The 13,561-nt window shown below is 69.2% G+C and carries 11 protein-coding genes, 1 tRNA gene and 1 pseudogene; 8 read left to right on the top strand and 5 right to left on the bottom strand.

Translation table 11 applies throughout. The annotated features are described in order from the left end of the window. The first annotated feature begins 15 nt into the window (after positions 1-15). From A5709_RS02255 to A5709_RS02235, 5 genes are all read left to right on the top strand, one after another. Positions 16-435, top strand: a complete 420-nt coding sequence (locus tag A5709_RS02255) for a thioredoxin family protein (protein ID WP_068117643.1) — start codon at positions 16-18, stop codon at positions 433-435. 152 nt (positions 436-587) lie between these two features. Beyond that, positions 588-1,709, top strand: coding sequence for an LLM class flavin-dependent oxidoreductase (locus A5709_RS02250; RefSeq protein ID WP_068117641.1), 1,122 nt, complete (start codon positions 588-590; stop codon positions 1,707-1,709). Further along, entirely contained in the window at positions 1,706-2,827 is a 1,122-nt protein-coding gene (locus A5709_RS02245; protein WP_068117638.1) for an LLM class flavin-dependent oxidoreductase, read from the top strand. The genes A5709_RS02250 and A5709_RS02245 overlap by 4 nt, the downstream gene beginning before the upstream one ends. Further along, positions 2,824-4,209 carry an NtaA/DmoA family FMN-dependent monooxygenase gene (locus A5709_RS02240; protein WP_068117635.1) on the top strand — a complete coding sequence of 462 codons (1,386 nt, stop codon included), beginning with the start codon at positions 2,824-2,826 and terminating at the stop codon, positions 4,207-4,209. Before A5709_RS02245 ends, A5709_RS02240 begins: the two co-directional genes overlap by 4 nt. A gap of 91 nt (positions 4,210-4,300) precedes the next feature. Continuing rightward, positions 4,301-5,947, top strand: a complete 1,647-nt coding sequence (locus tag A5709_RS02235) for an NAD-dependent malic enzyme (RefSeq protein WP_068117632.1) — start codon at positions 4,301-4,303, stop codon at positions 5,945-5,947. Positions 5,948-5,970: 23 nt separating this feature from the next. Here the strand turns inward: A5709_RS02235 and A5709_RS02230 are convergent. Next, a pseudogene (locus A5709_RS02230) lies at positions 5,971-6,252 on the bottom strand (muconolactone Delta-isomerase family protein); the annotation flags it as partial. A gap of 101 nt (positions 6,253-6,353) precedes the next feature. On the opposite strand from A5709_RS02230, the gene A5709_RS02225 reads away from it, so the two are divergent. Next, positions 6,354-7,076 (top strand): SDR family NAD(P)-dependent oxidoreductase, encoded by a 723-nt coding sequence (locus A5709_RS02225; RefSeq protein WP_255403416.1) that lies wholly within the window; start codon positions 6,354-6,356, stop codon positions 7,074-7,076. Between the two features lie 12 nt (positions 7,077-7,088). On the opposite strand, the gene A5709_RS02220 is transcribed toward A5709_RS02225, so the two are convergent. Further along, positions 7,089-7,161: transfer RNA gene (locus A5709_RS02220), tRNA-Asn, on the bottom strand. A 152-nt stretch (positions 7,162-7,313) separates the two neighbouring features. Here A5709_RS02220 and A5709_RS02215 point away from each other — a divergent pair. Beyond that, entirely contained in the window at positions 7,314-7,592 is a 279-nt protein-coding gene (locus tag A5709_RS02215) for a hypothetical protein (protein WP_067944043.1), read from the top strand. Here the strand turns inward: A5709_RS02215 and dnaG are convergent. The 3 genes from dnaG to A5709_RS02200 are packed head-to-tail and all read right to left on the bottom strand — an operon-like array spanning position 7,567 to position 11,505. Continuing rightward, positions 7,567-9,540, bottom strand: a complete 1,974-nt coding sequence (gene dnaG, locus A5709_RS02210) for a DNA primase (protein WP_067944045.1) — start codon at positions 9,538-9,540, stop codon at positions 7,567-7,569. The two genes, A5709_RS02215 and dnaG, sit on opposite strands and share 26 nt — an antisense overlap. A 30-nt stretch (positions 9,541-9,570) precedes the next feature. Continuing rightward, positions 9,571-10,179 carry a superoxide dismutase family protein gene (locus A5709_RS02205; protein ID WP_082973748.1) on the bottom strand — a complete coding sequence of 203 codons (609 nt, stop codon included), beginning with the start codon at positions 10,177-10,179 and terminating at the stop codon, positions 9,571-9,573. A 54-nt stretch (positions 10,180-10,233) separates the two neighbouring features. Continuing rightward, positions 10,234-11,505 (bottom strand): deoxyguanosinetriphosphate triphosphohydrolase, encoded by a 1,272-nt coding sequence (locus A5709_RS02200; RefSeq protein WP_067944047.1) that lies wholly within the window; start codon positions 11,503-11,505, stop codon positions 10,234-10,236. Positions 11,506-11,612: 107 nt separating this feature from the next. Between A5709_RS02200 and A5709_RS02195 the strand changes: the two genes are divergently transcribed. After that, positions 11,613-13,561: TPM domain-containing protein (locus A5709_RS02195; protein WP_068117626.1), on the top strand; the 1,949-nt coding region annotated here is incomplete at its 3' end.

Raw genomic sequence — 13,561 nt, 5'->3', positions numbered from 1 at the left:
AGTGTGGGGTAACACGTGAGCGCGGTGGTGGTAGCCACGACGGCGATAGTCGCGGCGTTGGCGGGCGCTGGCGCGATTGGCGCGGTGCTCAATCGACGCTCGGGCGTCCTGCGCGCGGCGGACGCCGATTCCCAACCGGACACCTCGGACCTCGGCCTGGCGGAGGCGACCCCGACAATCGTCCACTTCAGCGCCTCCTGGTGTGGCCCATGCGCGTCAGTGCGCCGCGTCGTGGACCAAGTGTGCGCCGACCTTCCCGACGTGTCGCACGTGGAGATCGATATCGACGCCAACCCCGCGGCCGCCAAACGGCTGTCGGTGTTATCCCTGCCGACGACGTTGATCTTCGACGCCGAGGGCCGCCAGCGATACCGCAGCGCCGGGGTGCCGAAGGCCGGCGACCTGCGGGCGGCGCTGCAGCCGCTGTTGGCCTAGCCGTCGAATCGCCAAGCGCCGAAAGACTTTCCGCCCGCACTCGGGGCGTGAACTCGACGAAATATTACTCACGATGAACTTAATAGGGCAGTGGAATGCATTGTCACGCTGGACGTTGCACAGTGGGTTAGCAACGAGATGGAAGGCGTGCCATGACCGGGCTGCATCTGGCTGTGGGGCTGGACGGCTACGGCTGGCATCCGCACGCCTGGCGATACGCCATCGCGCATAACGCGACCGGCGGTGGACACCTCAGCGGTCGGTACTGGGCGGCCCTGGCCCGGGTTGCCGAGCGGGGCCTGCTCGATTTCCTGACGATCGACGACAGCCTGGACGTGCAGCCGGGGCGGCGGGCCGAGATATCTCCGCGACGGCTGGCGGGCCGCGCGGACGCCGTGCTGGTCGCCGCGCGCATCGCGCCGGTCACCACACACATCGGCCTGGTGCCGGTCGCGACGGTGACCCACACCGAGCCCTTCCACGTATCGAAAGCGCTTGCGACGCTGGACCACATCTCGCACGGCCGGGCCGGCTGGCAGGTGCGGGTGAGCGCGACGGCGCACGAGGCCGCGCTCTTCGGGCGGCGGTCCGGCGTCGACGCCGACCAGTTGTTCGACGAGGCGGCCGATGCTGTGGAGGTGGTGCGGCGGCTCTGGGACAGCTGGGAGGACGACGCCGTCATCCGCGACGTAGCCACCGGGCGCTACATCGACCGCAACAAGCTGCACTACATCGACTTCGCCGGCCAATACTTCTCGGTCAAGGGCCCGTCCATCACCCCGCGGCCACCGCAGGGCCAGCCCGTGGTCTTGGCGCTGGCGCACGCGTCGCGCGTCTACGAGTTCGCCGCCGCAGGCGCCGACATCGTCCTGGTCACCCCGCGCGACGACGAGTCCCTCCGCATCATCCTGGGCGAAGTCGCCGAGGCGCAGCGCGCCGCGGGCCGGGCGCTCAAGGTGTACGCCGACCTCGTCGTCTCGCTGGTCGAGGACCCACTGACCCCCACGGCCGCGATCTCCTCTGACGCGCACGTGTTCGCCGGCAGCGCAGGCGATTTGGCCGAGCTGGTGCTGGCCTGGCACGACGCCGGGGTCGACGGCATCCGGTTGCGGCCCGCCGTCCACGCGATCGACCTGCCGGCGATCGTCGACGAGCTGGTGCCGCTGCTGCAGCGCGCCCGCCGGTTCCGCACCGGCTACCGCGACGGCGAAACACTGCGCGAGCGGCTCGAATTGGCTCCCGCGCCCAACCGTTACGCGGCGGTGTCGTCGTGACGGTGACCCCGCTGTCAATCCTCGACCTGTCCCCCATCAGCGCGGGCGGCGACGCCGCGACCGCGCTTCGCAACACCATTGACCTCGCCCAGCATGCGGAGCAGTGGGGCTACAAGCGCTACTGGCTCGCCGAGCACCACTTCGTCGCCGTGGCCAGCTCGTCGCCGACGGTGCTGATCGGCCAGATCGCCGCGGCCACCGACCACATCCGCGTCGGGTCGGCCGCGGTGCAGATCGGCCACACCACGCCGATCGCGGTGGTGGAGAGCTTCGGCATCATCGACGCACTCCATCCCGGGCGCATCGACATGGGCCTGGGCCGATCCGGGCAGCGGCGCAAGGAGGCCGCCGCGTCGCCACCGCCGCCGGCCCCGCCTGCGCCCCGGCCGTGGGGCGAGGTGGGCGGCATTGTCATCCCCCCGCCGTTCGACCCGACGGCGCTGATGAAGAGCGAACGGCTGCGCGCGCAAGCCTCCGCGCTCGCACAGCCGTGCGCGCAACCCGCCGACTTCGGCGAGCAGATCGCCGCCATCGAAGCGATGCTCGACGGCACCTACACCGTCGACGGCCACGAATTGCACGCCGTTCCAGGCGAACACAGCCAGCTGACGCCGTGGATCTTCGGCAGTACCCGGGGGCAGAGCGCCGAAGTCGCCGGTGCTCGTGGCCTACCGTTCGTCGCGAGCTATCACATCACCCCGGGCACCGCGCTGGACGCCATCGCCGCCTACCGCGAGGCGTTCCGGCCGTCCGCCCGGCTGGCCAAGCCGTACGTCGTGGTTTCCGCCGATGTCGTGGTCGCCGACGACACCGCCACCGCGCGGCACCTAGCGTCCAGCTACGGCCGCTGGGTGTATTCCATCCGCAGCGGCCGGGGCGCGATTCCCTATCCGGACCCCGACCTCTGCGAGCCCCTCACCGACGACCAACTAGGGCTGGTGGCCGACCGCACCGCAACGCAATTCGTCGGCAACCCGGACGAAGTCGCCGATCGGCTGGAGCTGCTGCGCCAAGTGACCGATGCCGACGAACTCGTGATCACGTCCGTGACGCATCGGCACACCGACCGGCTGCGCTCGCATGAACTGATGGCCAAACGCTGGGGACTGACCGGATGAGCACGCGAAAGGCCAAGCAGCGCAAGCAGATAATTCTGGGCGCACACTTTCCTGGGGTGAACAACACCACGGTGTGGTCCGATCCGGACGCCGGCAGCCAGATCGCGTTCGAATCGTTCGTGCACCTGGCCCGGACCGCCGAGCGAGGGGTGTTCGACTTCTTCTTCCTGGCCGAGGGGCTGCGGCTGCGCGAACACCGCGGCCGGATTCACGACCTGGACGTGGTGGGCCGGCCCGACACGTTCACCGTGCTGGCCGCCCTCGCCGCGGTCACCGAGCGGCTCGGCCTGGCGGGCACCATCAACACCACCTTCAATGAACCCTACGAGGTGGCAAGGCAATTCGCGACGCTGGATCACCTCTCCGACGGACGAGCTGCCTGGAACATGGTCACCTCCTCCGACGCGTTCACCGGAGAGAACTTCCGTCGCGGCGGATTCCTGAACCACGCCGACCGATACAAGCGGGCCGAGGAGTTCATCACGGTCGCCCGGCGGTTCTGGGACGGCTGGGCACCCGATGCCGTGATCGCCGACGTCGACGCCGGAATCTACGCCGACCCCGCCCGGATCCACACCGTCGAACACCACGGTCCGCAATTCGACGTCCGCGGCGTGGCGTCGCTGCCCGCCGGGCCGCAGGGTCATCCGGTGCTGCTGCAGGCCGGCGACTCCGGCGATGGCCGCGACTTCGGCGCCAAGCACGCCGACGCCCTGTTCACGCTGCACGGATCGCTGGAGGCGGGTCAGCGCTACTACGCCGACGTGAAAACCCGCGCCGCCGCCTATGGGCGAGACCCCGGCCAGCTGAAGGTCCTGCCCGGCGCGACGTTTGCGCTCGGGGACACGCCGGCGGAGGCGCAGGACAACGCCCGCCACATCCGCGAACAACAGGTCAGCGGGCCGACGGCGATCGCGTTCCTGGAGCAGGTGTGGGGAGTCGACCTGTCGGCCTACGATCCCGACGGGCCGCTGCCCGACGTCGACCCCGTCGAAAATCCGGACATTACCCGCGGCCGCGTCCGGCACGGCGACCCGAAATCCGTCGCCGCGACTTGGCGGGCCCGCGCGCAGGCCGAAAACCTGTCGATCCGCGAGCTGATCATCGAAGTGACGAGCCGTCAGCAGTTCGTCGGGACACCGGCGCAGGTGGCCGACGAAATCGATCGCCACGTGCAGTCGGACGCCTGCGACGGTTTCATCCTGGTGCCGCACCTGACACCGCGCGGCCTCGACGAGTTCGTCAACAAGGTGGTGCCGCTGCTGCAGGAGCGCGGCAGCTTCCGCACCGAGTATCACGGCCACACCCTGCGCGAGCACCTGGGCCTGTCACCGGTGCCCGGGTGGGACCAGAGCCACCGAGACGCCGCGGCCAGCGGGTAGGGACCGGAGCTTCAAACGCGTCAAGATGCGGTCAGCCAGATCGGCGCTAACGTGAGTTGACCGGCCAAGCCATCCCACCCGGAGGTTCTTGATGAGCGACCCCCACGCGCCAAAGATCCCGGCGGCGCTGTCCTCGCCGAGTCTGAATCGTGGGGTCGGCTTCACGCACGAGCAGCGGCGGCGGCTGGGCCTGACCGGGCGGCTCCCACCGGCCGTGCTCTCGCTCGACGAGCAGGCCGACCGGGTGTGGCATCAATTGCAAAGCCTGGCAACGGATCTAGGCCGAAACCTGCTGTTGGAGCAGCTGCACTACCGCCACGAACTGCTCTACTACAAGGTGCTGGAGGATCATCTGCCGGAACTGATGCCGGTGGTCTACACGCCCACCGTCGGGGAGGCCATTCAACGGTTTTCCGACGAGTACCGGGGACAGCGCGGGCTTTTCCTGAGCATCGACGAGCCCGACGAGATCGAGCCCGCCTTCGCAACTTTCGGGCTGGAACCCGACGACGTCGACCTGATCGTGTGCACCGATGCCGAGGCGATCCTGGGCATCGGCGATTGGGGCGTGGGTGGCATCCAGATCGCGGTGGGGAAGTTGGCGCTCTATACCGCCGGTGCCGGCATCGATCCCCGTCGCTGCATCGCGGTCTCCCTTGACGTGGGCACCAATAACGAACAACTGCTTCAGGATCCGTTCTACTTGGGCAATCGGCACGCCCGGCGCCGCGGCGACGAGTACGACGACTTCGTCAACCGCTACATCGAAACCGCCCACCGGCTGTTCCCGAAGGCGATCCTGCATTTCGAAGACTTCGGTCCGCTGAACGCCCGGCGGATCCTGCACACGTACGGCGACAAGTACTGCGTGTTCAACGACGATGTCCAGGGCACCGGCGCGGTGGTCGTCGCGGCCGTGTACGGCGGATGCCACGTCACCGGCGTGCCGATGCGCGACCAGCGGGCCGTCGTCTTCGGGGCGGGCACCGCCGGGATCGGGGTGGCAGACCAGATTCGCGACGCGATGGTGTCCGACGGCGCCACCATCGAGCAGGCGACGGCGCAGATCTGGCCGATCGACAAGCAGGGCCTGCTATTCGACGACATGGACGACCTGCGCGATTTCCAGGTCCCCTACGCCAAGAACCGCGCCCGGCTGGGCGTGGGAGCGGGAGACCGGGTGGGATTGGTGGACACCATCAAGCTCGCCTCCCCCACCATCCTGCTCGGCTCCTCGGCCGTGTTCGGCGCCTTCACCGAGAAGGTCGTGCAGGCCATGACCGCGTCGTGTGAGCGCCCGATGATCTTCCCGCTGTCCAACCCCACATCCCGCATGGAGGCCATGCCCGCCGACGTGCTGCAGTGGTCCGACGGCAAGGCGCTGATCACCACCGGCACCCCGGTCCCGCCGATCGAATACCACGGCACCACCTACACCATCGGCCAGGCCAACAACGTTCTGGTGTTTCCCGGAATCGGGCTCGGCATCATCGTCGCAGGGGCCCGGCTGCTGACCAAGGGAATGCTGCAGGCGGCGGCGAAAGCCGTTGTGCTACAGGCTAGCCCGTCAGCCGCCGGGGATTCACTGCTACCCGATGTCAGGGAATTGCGCGCCATCTCGACGGCGGTCGCCGAAGCCGTGTATCACGCCGCGGTCGCCGACGGGGTGGCCACCCGCACGCACGCCGATCCGCGGCAAGCCGTCCTCGACACCGTCTGGACACCGGCGTACGACTAGCGCTTTACGGATGGTCCCGCCCCAGGGTCGTTCGGGTGCGGCGCCAGCGGCGTCACCTTATCGGTACGCCACACGCGCAGCGGCATCGAGGCCAGCACCTCCTCGAGCCGGTCGGCGTCAGCAGCGGCGAACAGACCGAGCGTGCGCCACTCACCCGGCCGCAGCGGCGGCCGCCACAAGCGCAACAGGTGCCCCTGCTCGGCGAGCTCGCGGGAATGCGCGGCCTCTCGGGCCCGGACCTCGTCGACCGTCTCCGTCGGGGTGCCATCCGGGACGTGCGTCGTCATCGTGACCAGGAACTCCACCAGTCCTCCTAATAGGTTGCGCTCACAGTAAATTCACGAGGGACGGCGCGCCAGCGCAATGGCGCGACGCGCGGCAGGCAGACAAGGCAAGGAGACCTCAATTGACCGCCGATCAGGCCCACCAGAAAGTCGCGATCATCACCGGCGCCTCGCAGGGCATGGGTGCCGCCCTGGTCGAGGCCTACCGCGAACTCGGTTACGCCGTGGTGGCCAACTCACGCTCGATCGCCGCCGGCGATGACCCCCGCGTGGCGGCCGTCGCCGATGACGTCGCTGATCCCGCGACCGCCGACCGTATCGTGGCGACGGCGGTGGAGCGGTTCGGTCGGGTGGACACGCTGATCAACAACGCGGGCGTCTTCGTCCCCAAGCCGTTCACCGAGTACACGGCGGCGGACTACGAGTTCGTGACCGGGGTGAACCTCGCCGGCTTCTTCCACGTCACGCAGCGAGCCATCGCCCGAATGCTCAGCCAAGGCGGGGGCGGCCACGTCGTGAACATGACCACGTCGCTGCTCGACCAGGCCAACTCCGCGGTCCCCGCGGGATTGACCGCCCTCACCAAGGGCGGCCTGGCGGCGGTGACCAAATCGTTGGCCATCGAGTACGCACGCAGCGGGATCCGCGTCAACGCCATCTCCCCGGGCAACATCGCCACGCCGATGCATGCCGACGACGACACCGCCGCGCTGGCCGCCATGCATCCCCTGGGCCGGATGGGCGCCATCGCCGACGTCATCGAGGGGGTTCGATACCTGGAGGCCGCGACCTTCGTGACCGGGGAGACCCTCCACATCGACGGCGGCCAGAGCGCCGGACACTGAGTCTCAACCTTGCTCCCCCGCCTGGACTCGAACCAGGAACCTATCGGTTAACAGCCGAACGCTCTGCCAATTGAGCTACAGGGGATCAACACGATCGCGGGACGACTCTAGCGTACTGGCATAACCGCACCCAACTGGACAGGACCGACTTCGTCTCGCCCCGGGGACCGGATCGGGCGCGCACGCACCGGGTCGGGTGAGGCAGGATGGGAACGGTCGCTAGTCGGGAGGAACGCTTTGATCCGGTATGTCGTGGTGCTGGGACTGGGTTACGTGCTGGGCTCGAAGGCCGGGCGTCGCCGATACGAACAGATCGTCGGCACCTATCGGGCGCTGACCAGCAGCCCCGTGGCCAAGTCGGTGATCCAGGGTGGGCGCCGCAAGATCGCGAACCGGATCTCCCCGGACGCCGGATTCGTGACCGTCGCCGCGATCGACGACCAAACGGCCGTCTTGGAGCGCGGCGCCGAGCGACCGGCCGACGAGGTCCTCACATCGTCAGATCATCGCCGCTAGCCTGCTCCAGCAGGCTGCGCCGGTAGGCCTCCATGGCGACCAGGTCACCGAATAGCGCGTGGTACTCGTCGCCCTGTTCGATCGGCGACATGCGCTGCAGCTTGGACTTCACCTCGGCGATCTGGCGGCCCATCCACACCTCTTGCAGGCGGGCCAGCACGCCGGCGATGTAACGCACCAGCTTCTCGTCGTCGTCGACCTGGATGGCCTCCACCCCGAGCTCACTGACCAGCCCCGCGGTGAGGTCTGAGCCGGCCCGTTGGCGCACCGCGTCGATCCACTGCCCCCCGGTGATGCCGCTCGACGTGCCGCCCGCGGCCTCGATGGCCGCGCGCACGGCGGCGTAACCGGGATGGGTGAAGCTTTCGACGGGCAGGGTGTCGAATACCGGGCCGGCCAGCGCCGGGTACTGCAACGCCGACTTGAGCGCCGCGCGCTGCGGCCTGAGCGTCGGATCACGAGGGTCCGGAAGTGAGGCGGCGGGGCGACCCGGGGCCGCCGCACGGGGCTGCTGAGCGCCGCCGCGAGGGGCGTTCGCGGCGGAACCGGCCCGCGCCGGGGCCGGCGACTTCTTGGCCTGGCTGCGCACCCGGTCGATGACCTGCGCCACGTCGTCCCAGCCGACCCAGCCCGCGAGCTGGCGCGCGTACTCGTCGCGCAGCGTGGGGTCTTTGATCTGGCTCACCATCGGCACGCAGCGGCGCAGCGCCGCGACCCTGCCCTCGGCGCTGTCCAGGTCCATCTCGGCGAGCGCGCTGCGTATCGCGAATTCGAACAAGGGCGTGCGCCGCGCCACCAGATCGCGCAGCGCGCCGTCGCCGGATTTCAACCGCAGGTCGCAGGGATCCATGCCGTCCGGGGCCACGGCGACGAACGACTGCCCCGCCAGATTCTGCTCGCCGCCGAAGGCCTTGAGCGCCGCGGCGCGGCCGGCCGCGTCACCGTCGAAGACGTAGATCAGCTCGCCGCGGAAGAAACTGTCGTCCATCATCAGCCGGCGCAGCATCGACAGGTGCTCATCACCGAATGCGGTGCCGCACGACGCCACGGCGGTGGTGACGCCGGCCAGATGCATCGCCATCACATCGGTGTAGCCCTCGACGACGACGGCCTGGTGCCCCTTGGCGATGTCGCGCTTGGCCAGATCGATGCCGAACATCACCGACGACTTCTTGTACAGCAGCGTCTCAGGGGTGTTGATGTACTTGGCTTCCATCGGGTCGTCGTCGAAAAGGCGGCGGGCGCCGAACCCGATCACCTCGCCGGCCGCGCTGCGGATGGGCCACAACAGCCGGCGGTGGAAGCGGTCCATCGGGCCGCGCCGCCCCTGTCGCGACAGGCCGGCCGCTTCCAGCTCCTTGAACTCGAAACCCTTGCGCACCAGATGTTTTGTCAGTGAATCCCACCCGGATGGGGCGAATCCGCAGCCGAACCGGCGGGCCGCCTCGGCGTCGAAATTCCGTTCCGTCAGGTACTGGCGGGCCGGTGCCGCCTCGTCGGATTCCAGCGCCGCCGCGTAGAACTCCGCCGCGGCCGCGTTGGCCGCGACGAGCCGGCTGCGGCTGCCGCGGTCGCGCTGCACGCTGGTCGCCGGGCCGGTGTAGCTGATGGTGTGGCCGATCCGGTCGGCGAGCAGCTCGACGGCCTCGACGAAGGTGACGTGTTCGATCTTCTGGATGAAGGCGTAGACGTCGCCGCCCTCCCCGCAACCGAAGCAGTGGAAGTGGCCGTGGTTCGGGCGAACGTGGAACGACGGCGACTTCTCGTCGTGAAACGGACACAGGCCCTTGAGGGAATCGGCTCCCGCGCGCCGCAATTGGACGTAGTCGCCGACGACTTCCTCGATGCGGACCCGCTCGCGGATGGCGGCGATGTCGCGATCGGGAATCCGGCCCCGGCCCCGGGCCCGGGCGTCGCCGTCCGCGCGTGAACCTGCCGGGCTGGACATCGGCTCAGTCTAGAGCGCCGAACCGGCCGGCTATCCCGTTCCGATGACGCCGCATGCCACCCGTTCCATCGCGTTATCGGTGTTTTCGGCGCCGTGCAGCATCAACGCTTTGCCCTCGCCGCCCACCAGGACGTCCCGGTTGAACGCATCGGTGGTGGTCACCAGGTAGGCCGAGCCGTCCGAACGCACCTCCAGCGACGTGAGGTCACCGCTTTCCGGCTTACCGGCGTGTCCGGGCGCGTTGTAGTGACCGCCGGCGGACAGGAAGTTGCCGGGCGCACCACCGGTCGGGGCGACGGAGTTGGGCTCGCACTTGCCGATCTGGTGGACATGCAGGCCGTGGAAGCCCGGCGACAGGATGCCGCCGGCCACGGTCTTGACGGTGACGGTCACGTACCCGCCGGTGAAGTCGAACGTCGCCGTGGCAACCGACCGCCCGTCCGGCGTCTTCAGTTGCGCGGTGAGCGATTCGCCGTTGGGCGCGGGCGTCGTCGTCTCACCCGACGACGCCGGTAGGGCGCTCTTCACCGGAGGGGTGGTGCCAGGCTGGGTGCTGGCGTGTTGGGGTGAGCTGCAGGCGGTCATGGCGACGACGGGAAGCCCCACCGCGAGGGTGGCGATACCGCTGAATTTGGTCATGTCGGGCAGCCTAGCCCGCGGCGAGGACGGGATCGCCGTGGGATGAGCGGGCGGCTAACCGGTGGCCTGGCGCGCGTCGATACGTTCCAGCCGGCCCTCGGTGTACGAGGCGATCTGATCGACGATCACCCGTAGCCGGGCGCGGTCGTCGGCGGCGGTGGTGAACGCAGCGGCGAAGACCGGGTCGAGTGTCTGAGGCGCCCCTGAGTAGAGCCACTGCGCCACCCGGTGGATCCGTTCGCGCTGCAGGCGCTGGGTGTCCAGATGCCTCGGATCGGACATGATGAATTGCAGCGCCAGGATTTTCAGCAAGGCGACCTCGGCCCGCACCAAGTCGGGCACCAGCAGGTCGGCCCGGTAGCGGACCAGCGGCCCGGGCCCGGCCGCGGCGCGGGTGGTGGCGATGGCGGCGGAGGCGAACCTGCCGACCAATTCACTGGTGAGCCTCTTGAGCGCGACCGCGGCGGCCAGCGTGGCGTCGTACTTGCCGACCGCGGCGACCACGGGCAGACCGGAGAGCCGCCGGGCGGCCGCCATGAAGTCGTCGGCGCTCACCCGGGAGAATTCGCTCTCGCCGAGTTTAGCGAGGGCGGCCGCCTCGTCGTCGTCGGCGAGCACGCGCAGGTCGATGCGCTGGGAGACGACGCCGTCCTCGACGTCGTGCACCGAATAGGCGATATCGTCGGCCCAGTCCATCACCTGCGCTTCCAGGCACATCCGGCCCTCCGGCGCGCGGGCGCGGACCCAAGCCGCCGGCTCGCGGTCCTCGTCGTAGAACCCGAACTTTCTCATTTGTTGACCAAGCCCCCTGCCGCGGTACCACGGATACTTGGTGACCGCGTCGAGGGAGGCGCGGGTCAGGTTGAGCCCCGCGCTATTGCCTTGCTCGTCAAGCACTTTGGGCTCGAGGCTGGTCAAGATGCGGAAGTTCTGTGCGTTCCCCTCGAACCCGCCGTAGTCGGCGGCGAACTCATCCAGGGCGCGCTCGCCGTTGTGGCCGTATGGTGGGTGCCCGATGTCGTGGGCCAAGCCGGCCAGCTCGACCAGGTCGAGGTCGCAGCCCAAGCCGACCGCCATCCCCCGCCCGATCTGGGCAACCTCCAGGGAATGCGTCAGCCGGGTGCGTGGTGTGTCACCTTCGCGGGGCCCGACGACCTGAGTCTTGTCGGCCAGCCGGCGCAGCGCGGCACTGTGCAGCACCCGGGCCCGGTCCCGGGCGAAGTCGGTCCGGTGCTGACCTTCCGTGCCCGGCAGACCGGCAGTCTTCGGAGCTTCGCGTACCCGCCGTTGACGGTCGAAGTCGTCGTAAGGGTCTTGCCGATTCATGTCCGCCTTCTTAGTCACCGCAGCACAGTCTGCCAGGGAATGCAGGACGAGGGACCGCTCCGCCGGACGGCTCATTGCCCGCGTCGCCGCGGGGCTAGATTGACGTCATGCGCACTGCCCGCCTGCTCGGTGTGATCGCGACAATCCTCGCAATCGCTTTCAGCGGCGGCCTGCTCGTGGCACCCGGGGCCGGCGCACAACCCCCGTTCCGGCTGGCGGATTACGTCACCGACAACGCGGGCGCCCTGTCGGAATCCGGCCGCGCGGCGGTCACGTCCGCGGTGCGCAAGCTGTACGCGGATCGCCACATCCGGCTGTGGGTGGTCTACGTCGACGACTTCTCCGACCAGAGCCCGGTGAACTGGGCACAGCGCACGGTGCGTACCAGCGATCTGGGCGACTATGACGCCCTGCTGGCCGTCGCCACCGGCAGCCGCGCCTACGCCTTCCTGGTGCCGTCCACCGTCAAGAGCGTCAACGCCCGCCAGGTCGATGACTTGCGGCGCAACAAGATCGAGCCCGCCTTGCACAACGGCGACTGGAGCGGGGCCGCCGTCGCGGCGGCCAACGGGCTGAACACGTCACCGGGTTCGTCGGGCCGGGTGGCCCTGCTGGTCACGCTGGCAATAATTCTCGTCGCGCTGGCTGCCCTGCTGTTGGTCATGCGCTATCGCAGTCGGCGCCGGCGCGCGGCCGAATTGGCCGCGGCCCGACGGGTCGACCCCACCGACTCCCAAGCGCTGGCCGCCGTGCCGCTGCAGGCCCTCGACGACCTGTCGCGCGCATTCGTCGTGGACGTCGACAACGCCGTGCGAACCAGCTCCAACGAACTCGACCTGGCGATCGCGGAGTTCGGTGAAGAGCGGACCCAGCCCTTCACCCAGGCCCTGACCAACGCCAAAGCCGCTCTCTCCCAAGCGTTCACGGTGCGACAGCAGCTGGACGACAGGACCCCGGAGACGCCCGACCAGCGCCGCGAGTTGCTCACCCGGGTCGTCATGTCGGCGTCGCGCGCCGATCGGGAACTGGAGTCGCAGACCGAGGCGTTCGAGAAGCTGCGCGATCTGGTGATCAACGCCCCGTCGCGGCTCGACGCGCTGACCCAGCAATACGTTGAGCTCACCACCCGGATAGCGCCGTCAGAGCAGCGGCTGGCCGAGCTGCACGACCAATTCGACGCTACCGCACTGATTTCCGTGTCGGGCAATGTCTCGGCCGCCAAGGAGCGGCTGGCGTTCGCCGACCGCAACATCGGTACCGCCCGGGATTTGGCCGCCGAAGCCGTCACCGGCCGGCAGGCCGGCTTGGTGGATGCGGTCCGTGCCGCGGAGTCCGCGCTCGGGCAGGCGCGGGCGCTGCTGGACTCGGTGGACAACGCGGCCAGCGACATCCAGCACGCCATCGACCGGCTGCCGTCGGCCATGGCCGACATTCAGGCCGACATCAACCGGGCGGGCGGGCTCTTGCAGAAAGGGCAGACAACCGCTCACACCGGCGATCTGCGCGCGGCGCGCGATGCGGCCACACGGGCCGTCGACCGCGCGCGCGCCGGCGGCTCCACCGACCCGCTCGGCGCGTTCGCCGAGTTGTCCAGGGCGGATGCCGATCTCAACGGGCTGCTGGTCACGCTGGCGCAGGAGCAGGCCGCCGCCGAGCAGCTCAACCGGTCATTGGAGCAGGCGTTGTTCACCGCCGAGTCGCGGGTGCGAGCGGTTTCCGACTACATCGATACGCGCCGCGGCAGCATCGGCCCGGAGGCCCGCACCCGGCTGGCGGAAGCCACCCGATATCTGCAGGCCGCGCGGGACAAGAGGGCGACGCATCCGACCGAGGCGATTTCGGACGCCAATGCGGCGTCGACGCTGGCCGCCCAGGCGCAGTCTCTGGCCAATGCCGATGTGCAATCGATTCAGCGCGCCTACGCGCGGCGCGGGGGCGGCGACATGGGAGCAATGCTGGGCGGCATCATCATCGGCAATCTGCTCGGCGGCGGCCTGCTCCTGCGCCAGCGTGACCAGCAGCCCGTTGAGATCGGCATCCGCCCTGGACAACTCGG

This window comes from Mycobacterium sp. E1386 (assembly GCF_001672745.1).
GTDB lineage: Bacteria > Actinomycetota > Actinomycetes > Mycobacteriales > Mycobacteriaceae > Mycobacterium.
Note: the sequence above shows the minus strand (reverse complement) of the source record. Positions and strands in the feature narration are given on the sequence as shown.